The sequence below is a fragment of the Brevibacillus brevis genome, from assembly GCF_031583145.1.
GTDB classification, from domain to species: Bacteria; Bacillota; Bacilli; order Brevibacillales; family Brevibacillaceae; genus Brevibacillus; species Brevibacillus brevis_E.
In genome coordinates this window covers 4,045,001-4,062,665 of the sequence record NZ_CP134050.1, presented here as the reverse complement: position 1 = coordinate 4,062,665, position 17,665 = coordinate 4,045,001, and the positions used below count along the sequence as shown (strand labels likewise).

General features: G+C 48.7%; 17 protein-coding genes (1 of these 17 only partly in view). 10 read left to right on the top strand and 7 right to left on the bottom strand.

The window, feature by feature from the left end; all coding sequences use genetic code 11:
* Positions 1 to 178: 178 nt before the first annotated feature.
* Positions 179 to 616: a VOC family protein gene (locus tag RGB73_RS20135; protein ID WP_310764532.1), complete on the bottom strand. Its 438-nt coding sequence runs from the start codon at positions 614 to 616 to the stop codon at positions 179 to 181.
* A 1,623-nt stretch (positions 617 to 2,239) separates the two neighbouring features.
* Here RGB73_RS20135 and RGB73_RS20130 point away from each other — a divergent pair.
* The 5 genes from RGB73_RS20130 to RGB73_RS20110 all read left to right on the top strand — a co-directional run bounded on the left by RGB73_RS20130 (position 2,240) and on the right by RGB73_RS20110 (position 7,858).
* Positions 2,240 to 3,106: a phosphorothioated DNA-binding restriction endonuclease gene (locus RGB73_RS20130; RefSeq protein ID WP_310764531.1), complete on the top strand. Its 867-nt coding sequence runs from the start codon at positions 2,240 to 2,242 to the stop codon at positions 3,104 to 3,106.
* On the top strand, positions 3,036 to 4,502 hold the full coding sequence (locus RGB73_RS20125; RefSeq protein WP_310764530.1) for a 3'-5' exonuclease: 1,467 nt from the start codon (positions 3,036 to 3,038) through the stop codon (positions 4,500 to 4,502). The genes RGB73_RS20130 and RGB73_RS20125 overlap by 71 nt, the downstream gene beginning before the upstream one ends.
* Before the next feature lie 138 nt (positions 4,503 to 4,640).
* Positions 4,641 to 5,609, top strand: a complete 969-nt coding sequence (locus tag RGB73_RS20120) for a helix-turn-helix transcriptional regulator (RefSeq protein WP_310764529.1) — start codon at positions 4,641 to 4,643, stop codon at positions 5,607 to 5,609.
* Between the two features lie 205 nt (positions 5,610 to 5,814).
* On the top strand, positions 5,815 to 7,611 hold the full coding sequence (locus RGB73_RS20115) for a GmrSD restriction endonuclease domain-containing protein (protein ID WP_310764528.1): 1,797 nt from the start codon (positions 5,815 to 5,817) through the stop codon (positions 7,609 to 7,611).
* 43 nt (positions 7,612 to 7,654) lie between these two features.
* Positions 7,655 to 7,858, top strand: a complete 204-nt coding sequence (locus RGB73_RS20110; protein WP_310764527.1) for a hypothetical protein — start codon at positions 7,655 to 7,657, stop codon at positions 7,856 to 7,858.
* A gap of 482 nt (positions 7,859 to 8,340) precedes the next feature.
* Here RGB73_RS20110 and RGB73_RS20105 read toward each other — a convergent pair whose 3' ends face one another.
* The 4 genes from RGB73_RS20105 to RGB73_RS20090 all read right to left on the bottom strand — a co-directional run bounded on the left by RGB73_RS20105 (position 8,341) and on the right by RGB73_RS20090 (position 11,856).
* Positions 8,341 to 9,153: a DUF6492 family protein gene (locus tag RGB73_RS20105; protein WP_310774445.1), complete on the bottom strand. Its 813-nt coding sequence runs from the start codon at positions 9,151 to 9,153 to the stop codon at positions 8,341 to 8,343.
* A gap of 614 nt (positions 9,154 to 9,767) precedes the next feature.
* Positions 9,768 to 10,007, bottom strand: coding sequence for a hypothetical protein (locus RGB73_RS20100; RefSeq protein WP_310764526.1), 240 nt, complete (start codon positions 10,005 to 10,007; stop codon positions 9,768 to 9,770).
* Positions 10,004 to 11,173, bottom strand: coding sequence for a sensor histidine kinase (locus RGB73_RS20095; protein ID WP_310764525.1), 1,170 nt, complete (start codon positions 11,171 to 11,173; stop codon positions 10,004 to 10,006). The genes RGB73_RS20100 and RGB73_RS20095 overlap by 4 nt, the downstream gene beginning before the upstream one ends.
* Positions 11,170 to 11,856, bottom strand: coding sequence for a response regulator transcription factor (locus RGB73_RS20090; RefSeq protein ID WP_310764524.1), 687 nt, complete (start codon positions 11,854 to 11,856; stop codon positions 11,170 to 11,172). The genes RGB73_RS20095 and RGB73_RS20090 overlap by 4 nt, the downstream gene beginning before the upstream one ends.
* 314 nt (positions 11,857 to 12,170) lie before the next feature.
* Here RGB73_RS20090 and RGB73_RS20085 point away from each other — a divergent pair, with 314 nt between their 5' ends.
* Entirely contained in the window at positions 12,171 to 12,572 is a 402-nt protein-coding gene (locus tag RGB73_RS20085; protein ID WP_310764523.1) for a DUF6223 family protein, read from the top strand.
* 206 nt (positions 12,573 to 12,778) lie between these two features.
* Here the strand turns inward: RGB73_RS20085 and RGB73_RS20080 are convergent, their stop codons facing one another.
* Entirely contained in the window at positions 12,779 to 14,017 is a 1,239-nt protein-coding gene (locus tag RGB73_RS20080; RefSeq protein WP_310764522.1) for a winged helix-turn-helix domain-containing protein, read from the bottom strand.
* A 467-nt stretch (positions 14,018 to 14,484) separates the two neighbouring features.
* On the opposite strand from RGB73_RS20080, the gene RGB73_RS20075 reads away from it, so the two are divergent.
* The 3 genes from RGB73_RS20075 to RGB73_RS20065 all read left to right on the top strand — a co-directional run bounded on the left by RGB73_RS20075 (position 14,485) and on the right by RGB73_RS20065 (position 17,095).
* A complete protein-coding gene (locus RGB73_RS20075; RefSeq protein WP_310774444.1) occupies positions 14,485 to 15,237 on the top strand; it encodes a GNAT family N-acetyltransferase in 753 nt (250 codons plus the stop codon).
* Between the two features lie 426 nt (positions 15,238 to 15,663).
* Complete coding sequence (locus RGB73_RS20070; protein WP_310764521.1) at positions 15,664 to 16,245, top strand: sigma-70 family RNA polymerase sigma factor; 582 nt, start codon at positions 15,664 to 15,666, stop codon at positions 16,243 to 16,245.
* Positions 16,238 to 17,095 (top strand): hypothetical protein, encoded by an 858-nt coding sequence (locus tag RGB73_RS20065; RefSeq protein WP_310764520.1) that lies wholly within the window; start codon positions 16,238 to 16,240, stop codon positions 17,093 to 17,095. The genes RGB73_RS20070 and RGB73_RS20065 overlap by 8 nt, the downstream gene beginning before the upstream one ends.
* A gap of 94 nt (positions 17,096 to 17,189) precedes the next feature.
* Here RGB73_RS20065 and RGB73_RS20060 read toward each other — a convergent pair whose 3' ends face one another.
* Positions 17,190 to 17,348 (bottom strand): hypothetical protein, encoded by a 159-nt coding sequence (locus RGB73_RS20060; RefSeq protein ID WP_310764519.1) that lies wholly within the window; start codon positions 17,346 to 17,348, stop codon positions 17,190 to 17,192.
* A gap of 211 nt (positions 17,349 to 17,559) precedes the next feature.
* Here RGB73_RS20060 and RGB73_RS20055 point away from each other — a divergent pair, with 211 nt between their 5' ends.
* Positions 17,560 to 17,665 carry the start of an HAD family hydrolase gene (locus RGB73_RS20055; RefSeq protein ID WP_310764518.1) on the top strand. Its footprint extends 689 nt past the window's final position, so 106 of the gene's 795 nt are visible here — the first part of the coding sequence; its start codon is at positions 17,560 to 17,562; the stop codon falls past the right edge of the window.

The window sequence follows — 17,665 nt, the reverse complement described above, 5'->3', positions numbered from 1 at the left end:
TCGTGAGGGACTAAATAAATTTCTTCTCATTCTTAACGCGGATAATCGTTTGCCTTTGAACAATAAGCTGTAGACTATGCGAACTTCATAAGCAAAAACCAGTCAATAACACGAAATTCATGTGTTAGACTGGTTTTAATAATTACACTATCAATCTTGTCAGCTTAACCCTCAATAGTTATTTGATTTTCTCAGCCAATTCCAAAATAATGCCTTCTGGCCCACGAACATAACATAACTTATAACTTTCTTCATATTGCTGAATCTCACTAAAGATTTCCGTGCCCTTCTTTTTCAATTTGGCAATAATAGCTTCAATATCATCAACAGCAAATGCAATATGCCGGATACCCAGCGTATTTGCAAAGGGTTTCTGAAAATCTACTTCATCTGACGGCGTATAATATTTGACTAGCTCTATCCATGCCTGACCGTCTGGCGCTCGCAATCCTACACATGCTGTTTTAACGTTAGTAAGCCCAACTACCTGACCCAACCACTCTCCTTCCATTTCCCATTCCCCGTGTACCTCAAGTCCCAAATCGAGAAAAAACGCTTTAGCTGCGGAAAGATCATTTACGTTTATACTCACATGATCTAATCGCTGGATCTTCATATCCCCGTACCTCCCAGTACATAAAATTAACAAACATGTATTCAAAAGACTTCTTCACGATTGCACATAGTTTTTCCTCTTTATCCAACAAACTGGGGCGTTTGTTGGAAGACTAGAGGCATCTGTTCAATTCGGTTTCGCTAATCATGCAATCTGTTTATCGCTCTATTATCCTGTCCGTTCGTTTAGCGGTTTGCACTGTCGAAGCAATTACCAGTATTTACGCATGAAATCAAAGCAATAGCAAGTCGATAATAATTGTGTAACCTAGTATAGATTCACTTGGGGATAAGCGTACGACTCCATTTGTGCAGACGAATCGGCGCTATTTTTTTGTGGCAAGATAAGGGACGCTTTCCTGCATATACTTGTATTCAATATTCTTCGGATAGCGTAATATATCCGTAACTACTTTTTTATTCACGTATTACTTCTCGAATACCCCCACTTGCCAAGTGCAGTTGGGGGCTTTTTTTTATGGAGGGGGAGGAATGTTTATACCACCGCTGCTGCTGGAACAAGTCGACAAACCGTTATCGGGCGGCCGTTGCATTTTTGAACCGAAAATCGACGGGCACCGCTTCCTGTTTTCACGAAGTAAACGTGTTACGAAGGCACACTAAGGATGTTACTACAAAATATCCTGAGCAGATTGCAGATGGCCCCGAGGGCTCGCAGTCATTTGATCCGGAAACCGGTATTCCGGACTACCAAATGACGATGCAGCGATTCCAATCCAAACGGTACGATGAATCAATAGAAAAGCCATCGATGAAAGAATTTTAATCAACTGGCAACATATGGAATCGCGGAATATAATAGACACACCTTTATATTAAAAAAAGGTGGTGTCGATTTTGGAAAAAACAGTAGCAGTCTTCCTAACCTTTCTAATAGGTTTTGTATTCACACTGTTGAAGGTAGGGAGCGATCTTGATTTTCTGGAATTACCTGTTATTATTCTGAATCTTATCGGATTAGTAATCATGATAATATTTGGATGCTTAACATTAATCAGGGCTATCAAGCTCTTGAGAAATAAGTGAGCAACTCGTCCTTTTTGGCAAAGATCGAGCCCACAGATTACCCAAGAATTTACCCGTCCTACTATTGCACGCAGGACGGGTTTTTATATTTCCGAATAAGGCAAGGAAATTCCGAAAGTACAGCCCTTCTCAAGCGAGATGGATCTACTTGTGTGTTTTATATCGCTAAGGATTGATCCTATATCAATTGATTCTTACATAGATGGAAATTCTCTGTGCGCCTATTACAAAAAAATTACAGGTATATCTTGGTAAACTGACAACGGACATTCTGGGATCGTATTTTGTCAGCATGTGCAATAGGTGGATCAATCGATACGCCTAGCCTCTCGCACCAGCGATATTGTACCGAGTCATGAATTTACGAGTCTACGGGAATCTCAGTTGGTTATTGAGTCCTTGTGGGAGCCTATCTCAATTAAGTAGATAGGATATTTTGCTGTTCAGCCCCAGATCTGGCTGGCTGACATCCTGCTGCCTCACTTTGCTTTGACCACCAGTCGTGATTGTCCGGTATAATATGGTAATCGCGAATTTGATAGAAAAGTGAATCACATCCAAAACAGGTGATCAACCCATGAACGTACCAGAACTGAAAAAGAAAATCTCTTCGATGTCCATCTGGAAAAAGAACGGACAGCGAGCGCCTCACAAGCCCCTGTTGATCCTCTACGCCCTCGGGCAGTTCCAAAACGCAGCCAGAGTAGAACTACCCTATGAGGAAGTGAGAGATAAGCTGAAACAACTGCTGATCGAATTTGGGCCTGCAAGGAAATCGTATCACCCGGAGGAACCGTTTGTTCGCCTTGTAGGGGATGGGCTATGGCAACTGTCCTCGGCGGTGGACAAGAAGAGCTTTAGTGACAGACAGCTCCTAAACGATAGAATCGCAGGAGGGTTCACGCCGGAAGTGATCGCTCTCCTGAAGGGTGACGGTCAGCTCGTTCAGGAGCTTGCAGCGCAGCTTTTAAACGAGCATTTTCCCGATACGATGCACGAGGATATCCTCGAGGAAACGGGACTGGCCTTTCATTCTTTCCAAAAGAAACAGCGGGATCATCATTTTCGAGAAAGAGTTCTGCGGGCGTATGAATACAGCTGTGCGGTATGCGGCTTTAACGTCCGGCTGGGGAGGAACCTGGTCGCAATCGAGGCAGCTCATATCAAATGGCATCAAGTAGGCGGACCGGATTGTGAAGAAAACGGGATTGCGCTATGTTCGCTTCACCATAAATTGTTTGATCGAGGCGTATTTACGATCTCGGCCGATGATCGCTTGCTCGTCTCGGAGGATGCGCATGGAACAAACGGCTTTGAGGAGTGGTTAATGCGATTTCACGGCGAAACGCTGCGAAAGCCCATCCGTCCTGATTATGCCCCGAACGATTCTTTTAAACATTGGCACGTACGGGAGGTTTTCAAGGGGACGGCCAGGTATCTATGATGACCCTACTTCTTCGCGGATAAAAGAACGCACGTTCCCTGACAGCCTTTGTCACGCCGAGCGTTACACTGTTCAGCAAGGAGGGGGTCCCATGAACTGCGTCATTTTAGATATCGAATGGATTGTGCCATCGTCTCCCGATGACTTGCCGGAAATTATGGAGATTGCCGCTGTGAAGGTAAAAGAAGTGGATGGTTTCGTGTTGAAAGGGGGAGAGTTCCACCGGTTCATTCGTCCCTCGTTTCGGAAAGTGAACGGGAAAACCGTTCATCTGACAGGAGTGAAACATTCCCATCTCTATTACTGCGATTCCTTTCCAAGAACCATGGAGGCCTTTTTTAAATGGCTGGGAAAGGAAAGGTATGTGCTGTACACGTGGGGACAGCAAGACCAGCAAGTGCTCGAGCAAAATTGCAAAGTGCACCGCATCGGCACAAGCTGGCTCGGCCCGCATAAAGATCTGCAGCAAGAATTCATGAGAGCCGTTCGAGCAAAAAGACAATTGGGTTTCCAGCAGGCGCTACAAAGAGCGAATATCCCCTTTCAAGGCAAACAGCATAGTGCGGTTGACCATGCGAAGCACGCCTGCGAGATGTTTATGAAATTCTTTTCGACCTTCACAGGCAAGGACAACCTGCTCATGAAACCGAAAGCAGGCAAAGCCAATCTCAAGCGGAAAAAGAAGAATGGGCTGTTATGGAAGAAAATCCCCTATCATATAAAAAGATCGAGGGAAAAAGGCTTGGAATCGAGCCTTCTCGTGAGTGAATTTCAACAGACTTTAGCCACATTCGATCATCGCTGTGCGCTCACACAGAACTGTTCGGATCTGAGCATCGATCATTTTATTCCGTTAGCGATCGGTCATGGCGGCACGTACGCAGGCAATGTCTATCCGTTACAGAAGGAATTAAACGGATGGAAAGCAGACCAAAATCCCTTTGAATGGATACAGTCGATGAATGACCCCGAAATTGCCGGCAATTGGGACAGGCTTGTCAATTATCTGGCCGAGTTGAACGGACTGGGCGTAGGCGCATTCATCAATTATGTGTATTGGTGCTTCGCAAATCCTCGGACGAAGGAAGAGATTCAAAGCAATCCGGGGCTTTCATCCATTGAATTATGGAGACGGAGCGGCATGCAAATAAAAGAGGTCCGGTATTACACGAGAAGAGGCCATCATTTCTTTTTCAAGCTTTCCATCGAAAAGGCAGGAAAAGCCGATCAGGTCCGAGTGAAATGTACAAAAGACGAGAAGGGAAATCCGCTGGTGGTTGGCTTTCAAAGTTCGATTGGCATTTCCAAGCGTGAAGTAGAGGATATTGCCCGCATGATTCAATACAGCCATGACTTTTCCTTTATCAGCAAAAGAACGGAAGCAGTCTCCTCGTGACGGAAAGAGAAACCTCCCCTCATGGGCGAGCTATTTTCATAGAGAAGGAAGCGAGCTGTTTTTCGCTGGGAAGAGGATTTAGTCTCATTCATCGAGAATAACTCCTAGGAGATTTTTACCTTTTCTGGAGTGAACAACGTGGACAAAACACAGCGATTATTCTACATCCTCACGACGATCCAGCAGCGGCCGGGAATAACCGCGCCACAGCTTGCCGAGCTGACGGGAACCTCGGTGCGAAGCATTTACAGGGATATCAAGGATCTGGATAAATGCGGGATTCAAGTCATGCTGGAGGGCAGCAAGGGATATTTCATCGTGGACAACTACATACAGACTCCGGGAAAGCTCGGTGTAGACGAATATCTCGCCATCTCTCTGTACCCGATGCTGGCAAGCCAATCCCGACTGAAGGGGCAGCTCTTCCAAAAGTCCTTTCAGTCCGCCATGGAGAAGATCCTGACCCGTTTCAAGGTAAACGACAACCTTCTGCAATTGGGGAAGCGAATCCGCATCCATACAGAGCAGATGAATTCAGAGCAAGACCTGCTCATGCAGCGGATGATTCAGGCGATTGTGGAAGACGTGACGATCGAGTGCGAGTATTACTCGATGTATCGGGAAGATTTGACGAAAAGGATGATCGATCCGTATTACTTGGTCCCGCGCGGCGGTTATCTGTATCTCATCGGATATTGCCATCTGCGCGAAGAGGTTCTCACGTTCCGCTTGAGCCGTTTTCATTCCATCGAGCTGACTCGCAAGAAGTTTTTCATCGAGGACGACTTCGATATTGATTCCTTTTTGGACAAGCTGTGGGGGATCAAGGCGGAGAGCGACGAGACGACATTCATCGTGAGATTCTCGCGGGAAGTCGCCCGCTATATCAAAGAGCACAAATACGACTCGAAGCCGCGCTTTACGGATCAGGAAGACGGCTCCCTCATCGTCACGGTCACGACCCGCGGGGCAGAAGAATTCATGCGCTGGATGAAGCAGTACGGGAAAGACGCGGAGCTGCTGGAGCCTGTGGAATACCGGCAGAGACTGTATGAAGAATATCGGGAAATGGCGGAAAGATACTGTCAGGGAGCTCAGGTTCTCTGACGGTTTCGTCTTTTAATGGGTATGTACGATCGGTATATGCGGTATTGATGGGGAAAATATCCAAACGGCAGCTTATGACCAAACAATCGTAGGAAGTCCAACACCATCGATGCCTTTTAGGAAAAAAATAGCGGCGAAGATTCATAAGAACTACCATTCTACCCTTGAACGAGAAGAAGCGCATTTCGTTAAAGGAGCAAACACCATGTCCAAATACATCGTAAACAACAGCACAATCGAAACGATCCTCGGATGGATTCACGGGGGAGAAATTGCCATCCCGGAAATCCAGCGTCCGTTTGTATGGGAAGCTTCAAAAGTACGGGATCTAATGGACTCCCTGTACCAAGGCTTTCCCGTCGGCTACATCATCACATGGCGCAATCCGGATACGAAACTGAAGGATGGCACCCATGCTATGGGAAAAAAGATTCTGATCGACGGCCAGCAACGCATCACGGCCATGACCGCTGCGTTGCTGGGAAAAGAAGTCGTCGGGGCGGATTATAAAAAGAAGCGAATCCGCATCGCATTCAATCCATTGGAAGAAAGGTTCGAGGTGGCCAACCCGGCTATCGAGAAGGATGCGGCGTGGATCCCGGATATTTCTGCCTTTTTTCAGAAGCAATTCAACCTATTTGAATTTGTTCATCAGTATTGCACAAAAAATGAGGGGGCGGACACGAGCCGGATCGGAAATATCGTGAACCATTTGGTGAACATCCGATTCAGCAGCCTGGGCATGATCGAGTTGTCCCACGACCTGGACATCGAAACGGTTACCGAAATTTTCATCCGAATCAACTCCCAGGGAGTCGTGCTCAGCCAGGCAGACTTCGCCATGTCCAAGATTGCCGTCAACGAAGAATACAATGGCGTCGACATCCGCAAGATGATCGACTATTTTTGCCATTTGGCCATTAACCCGGCGGATTATCATGCGATCAAGGAGAACGACACTTCCTTTTCCGGCACCCCCTATTTCCAAAAGATCATGTGGGTGAAAGACCACACGGATTCACTGTATGTCCCGACTTACTCCGATTTGCTTCGGGTTGCGTTTACCTTCAAGTTTTTGCGGGGGAAACTGGCGAATTTGGTCAGTCTGTTATCCGGTCGGGACTTTGAAACGAGGGAGTACAAGGAAGAAATCACGGAGGCCTCTTTCCGGAAACTGGAGGCAGGCGTGCTGGCTTTTGTGAATGAGACCAACTTCAAGCGCTATCTGATGATTGTCAAGTCCACGGGGATGATCCATGAAAGCTTGATTCGCTCCCAGAACGTACTGAACTTTGGCTACATCCTGTACCTGCTTTTGAAAGACCAAGGAGTGGAGCAGGCAAAAATCAATAGGGTCGTCCGGCGCTGGATTGTCTTGTCCATTCTGACGAGCAGATACTCGGGCTCCGCTGAATCGACGTTTGAGTATGATGTGCGTCGTTTCCACCAGGCGTCTGATGTGGAGGAGTATTTGAAGCATACGGAAGAAGGGGAACTGTCTGATGCGTTTTGGTCGAATATCCTCGTCACCCGGCTGAATACCTCCGTGTCCAGCAGCCCGTACTTTCACCTATTCCTGATGGCGCAAATCAAGAGCGGCGACAAAGGTTTCCTATCCAAAGCGACGGAAGTGAAGCACCTGATCGAGGAGCGGGGAGATATTCACCATATTTTCCCGAAGAAATACTTGCAGTCAAAAGGATATACAAATCGCAATCAGTACAACCAAATCGCAAATTATGTGTACATGCAGCAAGAGATTAACATCGTCATCAAAGATCAGGCACCGGAAGCCTACATGAAAAAGATCGAAGAGCAATGCCAGCAGAAAACATCGAAATACGGTGAAATTCAGGACATGAATGAAGTACTGGCCAACCTGGAAGCCTGCTGCATCCCATCCGGCATCTTTGCGATGAACGCCGATCACTATGAGGATTTCTTGCAGGAGCGCCGCATACTCATGGCGAACAAAATTCGCAACTTCTATTACTCCTTGTAGCTCTTGCTTTTGCATCCTGATTGAAAAGGTAGGATAACAACGCATGCCCCCGCCAACCCTGGCACAACTCCTGAAAAAACTGCTCCGGGAACGCCAGGAGGATGCCGGTGATCTCGGCCGTTGGTGGATGGACGGCATTCAGATCTGCAAGGTCCTGCATTTGAACAAGGACGAGGTGATCGAGCGACAGGCCGAACGGGGGCTTTCCGATAACCGACTGGACCTTCTGCGATTTGTTCCTGACTGACATTTTGGATCACGGATGACACGACAGCCACGGGCAGCCCCCGTGGCTTTACTTTTGCCCGAACATGCTGTCCAGCTGTCCCCGTTACATGATGGTACGGTGCGGATCTTACAATCGCTCATAGTAAAGAACAGACAAGAGAGAATGATCAATGATGGCAAAGCAAATGACGTGGGAGCGTGCGTTGGTACGGACTGGATTTCTTTTTGAGTAGGAAGGAGAAGCACTCTTGTTTCCTTTTGAAAATCGCCAAAATTTGCAGCTGCCGGAAAGGATGCTGCAAGGACCTCGGAGTTGCCGATTGCGGGTCAAATGATGCGTTTCGTGCCATGTGTTTCAGAAGTGGATGAGGAAGCCTTCCTGCACGCATGATCCCTCTTCATCCCCCTGTTCACGAGTCCAAGATTGCCCCAGACACATTCAACCAGGTTTGGAGACTACCTTACACCGCAAGCAGTAGGGCTCGGCAGCTCGTTATTTTCCTACCCCTTCTTCCGGATATACCACCTGCGTTTATGAAAGGAGAGGGACCGATATTTCCGGGCCAGTCTGATGATCTGTTTGCGAGTAAGTGATCCCGGTTTGGAAGAGAGGCTTTTGTTCAGGGAGCTTCTTACAACCATTTGACCGGGGTAGTGAGCTTTCACGAAGTTACCGTAAGTTTCGAACTCGGAGAAGCCGGCATAACTCTGTTTGTTGGTTTTCTTGATAATCGCCCAGTACCACCTGGTCTTATGTCTGGCCTCCATCTTAGACTTCAGTTGGGAGAGCTTCGATTTGTCGAACAGCATATAGTGGGCAACAAAAGAGCGCTTCGCGGTTGGCTTGGTCCCCAATAATTTCTTGTAGGTACGAAAATACTCGGGACGACTCCAGTTACGGCAGTAAAAAACGGTTTTCCCGTTGACGAGAAAGACATGAGGGCGGATGAGAATGGTGTCGGCATCCATCACGAGATAATACCTTTGCCCGGTCAAGTTTCCTCCTGCCAGCTTCAACAATTGCTGGAGCAGCCAGCCTGAGCGATTGGCGCGTTTGGTTTGGTAGCGAATGTCTTTTTTTGTAATCGGCAGGACGCTTTTTTCATTGATGAAGACGCAGTTTTTACGCCGGCAAAGGGCCTGGATTCGCTTGCTTGGTGGCGATACCACCATGATCTTGCCGATGGGATGCTTCACTTGCTTACGAATACTGTCAATGACATAGGGAAGAGTGCCGAGGTCTTTCTCAATAGCGGGGATCAGGACATCAATTTTGATAGAGCTGCTGAAGGCGCCAATCGCTGAACGTGTCAACTTCTCCACTCCTATTCGCAAAGCAGTTTCCAGCATAGGTGTCTGAACAGGTCGGCCAGAGCGACTTTCCAGATAGGATATGTTTTTCTCCCGTGTGGTGAATATGACAGATATGGAAATCTTGCGAAATGGGCGTGTGGAGTGCTGCCGCAGTCAAAGGAAGCATGTAAGCCCCCGAGTAGTAGACGAGGTTCGGTGGTTGATGCCGACAGCTAGGTTTTTCATTCGAGCCTACACCGTGCAGACGACTTGCAGCGCACACTGCGTTCCATCAACGGATAAGAAAGAGAGGACTACTTACAGCGGGTCATTTAATCGTACAACCAAGATGTCAAAGTCTACATATATTCTTTCCGACAAACTTCTAACTCTGGTTGCCTACATAACAAAGCATTCCAGGAGACTAGCAGCGGTAATTAGTCGTCCCAAAAAACGAAGATCCATTCTCCATTACACGATTTATCGTAGTCGAATAATTCAGGGTTCTTCACAAGCTCTTGTGACCGCGAAACCCATTTTTGGATCGTAGGATCTTGCAGCGATGACGAGTTTTCAATAAATGATCGAAGGTCCTCCATTCGATGTTCTATGCCGTTGCTGCGAATCGTTTTGTTTTATCGGTTCTCACCCAATTCCAACGTCTTTCTGGCCATGCCTTCGGTTGTTAATCGATACAGGCCTGGCACGACCGGATTGGCCTGCACCAATCCTTCACTCATCAGTTCCTTGAGCCGCTCATTTAGGTGGGATGGATTCCCCCATGCATCCGAAAGATGACTAGCAATCTGCACCGGTGTCTGCCATTCCGTGGTTAATGCCAGTAATACAGCTTGTTGTTGTGGGGTAAAGTTCATACGTTTTTCCTCCATTGTACGATTTGAATGGCAGTGTCAGCCGCGCATGTACTACTGCCAATAGGTAGATTAACGGTAAATACAGTGCCTTCATCAGGCTGACTTGACACTTGGATGAAGCCGCCATGGGCTCTTACAAAATGATGGGCGATGGATAATCCGAGCCCCGTACCGCCTGTGTGCCGCGAGCGCGCTTCTTCTACGCGGTAAAACCGATCGAATAGGTGTAGGAGCTCTTCCGCCGGTATTCCGATGCCGGTGTCGATCACGGATACACATGCAAATAACGCATTCCGCTCAACGACCCGTTCTTCGATTTCAACGGTAATCGTACCTCCGCTAGCCGTGTAACGAATCGCATTGGTCAGCAAATTAATGAAAACCTGCGTAATTCGTCTCGCATCGGCCATTACGGTAACCGGCCGTGAAATCGAATTGAGGCGAATTTCCAATCCGTTTTCTTCCGCTTCGTATTTTACGTCATCCACAATTCGTTCCAGGTGTGCCGTCAGATCGAGCGGTTTGCAATCGAGCGGCAACCGGCCAGCTTCTGCCAACGACAAGACATGAAGATCATCCACAAGCAGGCTCAATCGGATCACTTCATCATGAATCCGAAGCATTTCCGGCGGGACATGATGACCGGCCTGCTGATAATTTTCCAGCTTCAGCTGCATAATGGACAGCGGTGTACGAAGCTCGTGAGTGATGTCGGCCACCAACCGCTTTCGGGCGTCCTCCGCTTCCCGCAGGCGAAGTGTCATATCGTTGAACGTCTGGATGACTTTCCCGTATTCGTCTTTGGATTGTACAGGAACGCTCACCTCCAGATCCCCCTTTGCAACGCGTTCGATCGCGGCAATGAGCTTTCGAAGCGGGAGAGTCAGTACTCCTGAAATCCATAAACTGAAGAAAAGGCCGATTGCCAGGAAAAAGCCCCATTTTCCGAGCCAAAACAACTTCATCTTGCCCATCACGTACGTTTTCAACAACTCGATTTGTTCCCCGGGGGGAGCGTTCAAAAAAGAAGCACGGAGCTCTTCCTTACGAAATTGATCGAACAAAAACTCCATATAGGCCAGATTGGTTACGGCATGAGAGCCGCCGATAATAAGAACGATCAGTCCCATGTAGACAAATATTTTTTGGCGTACCGTCAATGTCATGGTTGTTCACCGAATCGGTAACCGAAACCGTATACCGTTTGAATATAACGGGGATTGGCCGGATCGTCTCCCAGCTTGCGGCGAAGATTCCGGATATGGGAATCCATCGTTCTTTCGTATCCCATGTACTCATCCTCCAAAGCCACTTTTAGCAATTGCAGACGGCTGAAGACAATGCCGGGACGAGCCGCCAGCGTGTACAAAACTTTGAATTCGGTCGGAGTCAGTTGGATTTCCTGGCCGTCTTTTAATACCTGGCATTTGGCCTCGGAAATGATCAAGTTATCTCTTTCCAAGTACATGGACCTGTCCTCAGCTCCGCGCAAGCGGCGAAGCAACGCTCGGATACGTGAAGCGAGTTCACGCAAGCTGAACGGTTTCGTCAAATAATCGTCCGCGCCGATTTCCAGTCCGACGATTTTATCCGATTCATCCGATCGAGCCGTGACCATAATAATGCCGCATTGCGAAGTTAGCCTGATTTCACGACAGACGTCGAGACCACTTTTCTCGGGAAGCATCCAATCAAGCACGACAAGATCAGGCCGTTCAGACCGGGCAATCGCGAGCGCTTCCGTGCCGGTGCGGGCGGTCAATACACGAAACCCTTCACGCTGCAGATAGGTCTGCATCTCCTCAAGCATGCCCGTTTCGTCCTCCACAAGCAACAACTTCGGTTCCATTCCAATCACCTCTTTTCCAATTGTAGCTGCCTTCGTTGACAAAATGATACGGCTTACCGAGATTATACCGTGATTTCACCGGCACAAGAAGGAATCCACACAATGAGAGGAGGATCTGCATCAGTTCTCGACATTTATTGTGTAAAGTGGCTGTGAAGGGAGAGGAACTGGAGGATAGGTGTAATCGAAAGCGAGCGTAAGGGGGGGTGGATTTCAAGGAACGTTTGTTAGCTGAGTTCTGCACAGTGATTGCTTACGGACGAGTGTTGTGAAAGTGGGAACATCCACATAAAAAGGGGAAATCACAAATGAAAATGAAGCTAGTTTCATTCGTCATACTCGGTACACAACTGCTTGTGCCAACGATTGCCTCTGCTGCAGCGACCTACGGCAATGGCGGTTATGAAATCATCACCACGGGGCGAATCTGGGCTACGATAGACGCGCTGGTGGGGCTGATCAACACGGTTCTGGCTGGTCTGTCTCTGGCTCGCTCCGCAGGTCGTTTCGGTACAGGCAGCGGGCGACGTGGGGCTATGATAGCCGTGGTGGTGGGACTGATCGTTATCGCCTATGCGATGCTGCATCTGACCATTTTCACAGGTGATTTCGGCACAGGAAGCGGGCGAGCCGGGGCCATCATTGCCATCGTGATGGGCCTCACCAGCATGGTGCTCGCTGGGCTAACTTTGGCCCGCTCCCGCCGCACGGGCTGACCCGACCACGGTGTTAGGTTTTCAAGGGAGATTTGGGCAAGCGCTCTGTACCTCGTATTACCCAGTATATTTCCGGTAGCAGAATGTCCAACCAGCAACGGCACTCCAATGATTCTGAGTGCCGCTTTTGTTTATTGGAATATTGCTAGCGCAACTTAACTCTTGGTCCATTACAAACCAACAGCATCCTATCGCCTACTAGTCGTTCAAGCCCGACGCAGCTTGGCCAGCCAAGACTCCGGCACCTGGCTGCTGTACTCGACCGTTTCGGCACCAGCAAAGGCTGCGAGGTCGTTGATCTGCTCCGTGACCGCGTGATACAAGTCTTCGGTTGGGCGGACGTCGGGTTCCAAGTAAAGTCCCTCAATTGTGAGCACATTGCGGCGGCGATCGACTTTGGGTGAAATCCGTCCAACCAGTTGATCGCCATGCAGGATCGGCAACAGGTAGTAGCCGTACTGCCGTTTGGCCTTGGGAACGTACATTTCGTTGCGGAAGGAGAAGCCCCATAGTCGCTCGGTGCGGTCCCGATCGCTTATCAGGTTGTCGAAGGGGGACAGCAGTGTCGTACGCCCTTCCCAGTTCCCTGCCCGGATGGCGTCGACCTCTTGAAGCGAGTCAACATGGACGAACCAGGTTTGCCGCGAAGCCTCTCCATCGATTTCTACGGGAATCACCTTCCGCTCGTTTTGCAGCCGATCGAGTGCCGAACGAAGTGGTACTCGCGATTCGAGCCGGAAGAAGTATTGTTTCACGTCAGCCTCGCGCGCTACGCCGAGGGCGCGTACACTGTGTTCGACGGCAGCGTTGATCGCCATGTCCATCGGCAACGCCGCGCGATCGGTCTCCGGCGGCAGGTGAGCTTCGGTCAGGGCCCACAGGCGCTGGCCAGCCGCGCGACCGGTCACCATTACTGAGCCTCCCAGCCACAAAAACTGCAGCATGCGCTCGACATTTCGATCGGCCGTCCAGCCGCTTGACTTCCAGGGCACGGTGGAGAGGTCCTCAAAAGCGCTCGTAGGCAGCGCCTCATCTTCCTGGAGGCGTTGTAAGATGTGCTCACGCAAGGAAGCATTCGCGTTCATCCATTCCGCGATGCGGCTTGGCGGGTAGGCGTTCATAAATGCCCGGTGCAACGGATAGTCTTCTGTCAGGACAATCGCTGCACAGCTGACCCAATACTCGAATAACGACCGTTGGCGCCACAATAGGTCATCGAGCAGTGGGACAGCGCCGGCTCCGAAACGGCTCCACAGCACCAATTCATGGCTCGGTGCCACGACACTGACCGGGTCCAGCTGCAAATACCGCAATGACCGCAAGACCTTCATCAGATTTTCCTCATCTGCGACCTCGCGAGGGGCAGCCAGATGCTGACGAACAATGGCCAACCGCCGAGCCTCTGTTTTGCTGATGACAAGTGGTTGCCGGGAACCTGATTTCATAAGGGCACATCCTTTCCAATGACGTGAGGTCGTGATACGTTTCGTTGAAGTTCCAGAGGAGGTACGGACAAGTTGCAATCTGTTGGCTCCCTCGGAACACAGTTTCATCCTGTTCGTCTTTCAGCACGCGGACAACCGTATGGCTTCGCCAAACGATGATGCTCTATCCTATCAATCTCGCAGATTCGGTTTGCGAAGAAAAAGAGATGACAGAATTGTGAAACAGATACAGCTATCATAGTCTATCAACCAAAATATGTATACCTTCAACAAAGCGCCCCTTGATAGGTCCCGCTGGTCGTGCCCAAAATGATTTTGCTTCTACCTTTGAACTAGCGACGCGAGAAATGTGGCGAAGAAGGAAGGGCGGGAGCGACGAATCTTTTGTTGAGTGAAACCAAGGAACTAGTTTGAACGTATCTATTCAGAGGTACCCAATTTTGGATAAACTTGGTGGTGGCAGGTCAATGGGCTTCATCCAATTAACAAAGGACAACATCGATTCGCAACATATATGCTGCGCATTGGGAGCCAAACAATATGAGCACGCCGTGAATGAAAAGAAGCAATGGCTGAAAGAACGCATGGAGGATGGGCTGGTTTTTTACCGTTTGGATGAACGAGCGAAAGTCTTTATTGAATACTTGCCTGCCGAAATGGCGTGGGTTCCCCTAGATGCCCCGAATTATCTGTACATCAATTGCCTGTGGGTGTCGGGGCGATACAAAAATAGCGGGTATGCTAGACAATTGCTGGACTACTGCAAAGAGGATGCGATAAAGCGCGGAATGGATGGGATCGTGCATGTGGTCGGCAAGGACAAATACCCGTATTTAAGCGAGAAACGTTTCTTTGAACACATGGGATTTCACGTGGCGGATCAAGCAGAACCCTATTTTCAACTGGTCGCGCTAAAGTGGAACGACCAAACTGCCCGGCCTACTTTTAAAAAACAGAGAAAACCTGCTCCAGGAGAAAAAGGAATCTCCATTTATTACACAGCCCAGTGTCCTTTTGCAGTCGGTGTGTTGGAGGAACTAAGAAAAGTAGCGGAGGACAAGCAAGTCCCCATTCATATCCACCGGATTTCCACGAGAGAAGAAGCGCAAAACGCCCCTCTCATCTGGACCACTTTTGGGGTGTTTTTCAATGGACAATTTGTTACCCATGAAATCTTGAGCCCTAGTAAATTTGAGAAGCTGCTCTCGAGCCTGTTATGAGCGATTTGGAATTCCACATGAGTGGCAAAAAGAAAGCGGAAACTCATTCGTGAATTGCCAAAATATATAAATTGAGTATATCATCTGGTGTATACTATAATATAGATACGACCATCATAACCTCACTTTTGCTCCTCGACTTGTTTGTCGAGGATTTTTTAATTTCCAATTGGGAAACGGATCGATGAAACGATTTACATAGGAGAACACAACGGCGGATGTTGAGAACGATCGCAAGTTTGGCCAGATACAGATCGATACACCTGGATCACAGATAAAAGCCTTGATGGGGCAAACCTCAAACGGAACCAACCGGGGAGGTTTTTTTGTTGACCCATTTTGTTAATGCTTTTCTCGTCACCACGTATTAACATACGTAAATTTCCTTCACCAGCACGACGAATGGAGAAGAAAGGAGGAGGGGAGTTGGAGAGTGTTCGAGTAAACATGGAAATTTACCACAATCGGAAAGAAGAGCTTTGCGAAGAGGTTTTATCGGCAGAGCAATTCTCGCAGATGTACGAGCAGTACTTCGATCGGGTGTACAAGTACATTTGTTACCGGATTCAAAACCAGCATGAAGCGGAGGATATTTGCAGTCAGGTATTTGAAACGGTCATTTCCAAATACCGCAGCTTCTCGGAGGATAAAGCCAAGTTTGACGTGTGGCTGTTTGCCATTGCAAGAAATGCGGTGACCGATTACTTTCGCGCCCGGAAAAAAAGATTTCATTTTTCGCTGGATTCCATCACGAACTTCGTGCTGTTGAAGCCGTCGCCAGAAGAACTGGCGATCCGGGATGATGATCATCAGGCGCTGTTTCAGGCGTTGGCAAAACTTCGTGATAAAGAGCGCAACATCATCGCCATGAAATTCGCGGCTGGTCTGAAGAATTCAGAGATTGCCCAACTGATGGGGGTAAGCGAGTCCAACATCGGAGTCGTCGTCTACCGTAGTTTAAAAAAGCTGCAAAAAATCTTGAAGGCAGGTAGGTTCGCGGATGAGTGAAAAACAGGACCCGAAAGCATATGGCAAAGTCGCTGAGCTGCTTGAACGTATGGAGATCGATAACACGCTGGCCAAAGAACGCATTTTCAAGCGTCTGGTAAACAAAATCGAGACGGGAAGCATTCAACCCCAAAATACGAAGAAGGATGGGATCGAGAAGATGAACAGAAAATGGAAAACGGCCACAGCAGCGGCAGCCGTAGTAATTCTTATTGGAGGTGCGCTTTCGACAACCTCCTATGCGCAAGAAATGATCCAATCCATCCTGGCGCGTTTTCAAGTGGGCAATATGGAAATTGTCCAGTATGACAAGGAAGTGCCGGTTTCAGAAACAAACATTGTTTCGGCCGGGGAGAAGAGTGGTGCGCAATCCGCGGTGAGGGAATTGCCAGCTGTTCCCCAACTCACTCTGCAAGAGGCTCGCGCCGCAACAGGAATGAATTTCCCTGCGCCTACCTGGGTAGCGGATTTTGCATACGTGAATACGGTCATTCACGGAAAAACCATGGTGGAAGCACAATATCGCCAAGGCGAGAAGACGGTGAATTTCCTGATCTCGCAAGGTGGGGAAAATGGCATTGGAACCACGGACCCTGTGAAAACAGAGATGATCGAAGGGAAGAAGGTCTATTTCGCGAATGGCATCGTGATTTGGGAAGAGGAAGGCTTTACGGTAGAGCTGTATGCGCGAGAGGATTTTGACAAGGCAACGCTCGGGAAAATCATAAGCAGCTTTGCGGTCGGTAAGGCGTTGACGCAGGAGGAAATCGATAAGGCGCAAACGAAATGGGACAGCTTGACACAAACCCAAAAAGCAGGACCTGCTCCAGCTCCTGCCGAAGGGAAATGAAGCGAATCCGTTCGCTTGCGGGAATGGGTGTTCCATAGCCAATAGGGCTGTGGAACACCTTGCTGTTATTTGCAATGGATGCGGATTCCGAATTTTATTTTTTATATCGAATGATCGTCCCCTGCAGCACAAAACTGATCAACAAAATCCCGATGATGGCAATCAGGCGGATCGGACCGCTGGACACAAAAGCTGCCACAAGCGCCAAGGCAACAATGGCGATGATCCACAGAATCAAAGTCTTGATCGTCACGGACAACCAACTCCTTCATTCGTCTCTGACAAGATTGTTTACGGATGCTTCTTCAATCAGTTTCTCCGTGAAACATCTATAGGTAATGAGTACGAAGCATGGTTGCCCAAAATACGCGGTGAATATTCCACACGGATCTTGAAAAAACGCCCTGATTCCTTGATCATAGAACGTAGAGAGACCATACGAGGGAAAAAGGAGAATACAACAGATGTCGATCAAAGCGGTTCTTTTTGATTTGGATGATACGCTCTTGTGGGACGAGCGCAGCGTAAAAGAGGCGTTCCAAGCCACTTGCGCGGAGGCGGCAAAACAGT

Bases quoted from the DNA above. Each gene is read 5' to 3' on its own strand.
- RGB73_RS20130 (WP_310764531.1), top strand. From the start codon at position 2,240: ATGAACGTACCAGAACTGAAAAAGAAAATCTCTTCGATGTCCATCTGG.
- RGB73_RS20075 (WP_310774444.1), top strand. From the start codon at position 14,485: ATGGGCTTCATCCAATTAACAAAGGACAACATCGATTCGCAACATATA.
- RGB73_RS20080 (WP_310764522.1), bottom strand. From the start codon at position 14,017: ATGAAATCAGGTTCCCGGCAACCACTTGTCATCAGCAAAACAGAGGCT.
- RGB73_RS20090 (WP_310764524.1), bottom strand. From the start codon at position 11,856: ATGGAACCGAAGTTGTTGCTTGTGGAGGACGAAACGGGCATGCTTGAG.
- RGB73_RS20135 (WP_310764532.1), bottom strand. From the start codon at position 616: ATGAAGATCCAGCGATTAGATCATGTGAGTATAAACGTAAATGATCTT.
- RGB73_RS20100 (WP_310764526.1), bottom strand. From the start codon at position 10,007: ATGAACTTTACCCCACAACAACAAGCTGTATTACTGGCATTAACCACG.
- RGB73_RS20110 (WP_310764527.1), top strand. From the start codon at position 7,655: ATGCCCCCGCCAACCCTGGCACAACTCCTGAAAAAACTGCTCCGGGAA.
- RGB73_RS20125 (WP_310764530.1), top strand. From the start codon at position 3,036: ATGCCCCGAACGATTCTTTTAAACATTGGCACGTACGGGAGGTTTTCA.
- RGB73_RS20115 (WP_310764528.1), top strand. From the start codon at position 5,815: ATGTCCAAATACATCGTAAACAACAGCACAATCGAAACGATCCTCGGA.
- RGB73_RS20065 (WP_310764520.1), top strand. From the start codon at position 16,238: ATGAGTGAAAAACAGGACCCGAAAGCATATGGCAAAGTCGCTGAGCTG.
- RGB73_RS20095 (WP_310764525.1), bottom strand. From the start codon at position 11,173: ATGACATTGACGGTACGCCAAAAAATATTTGTCTACATGGGACTGATC.
- RGB73_RS20085 (WP_310764523.1), top strand. From the start codon at position 12,171: ATGAAGCTAGTTTCATTCGTCATACTCGGTACACAACTGCTTGTGCCA.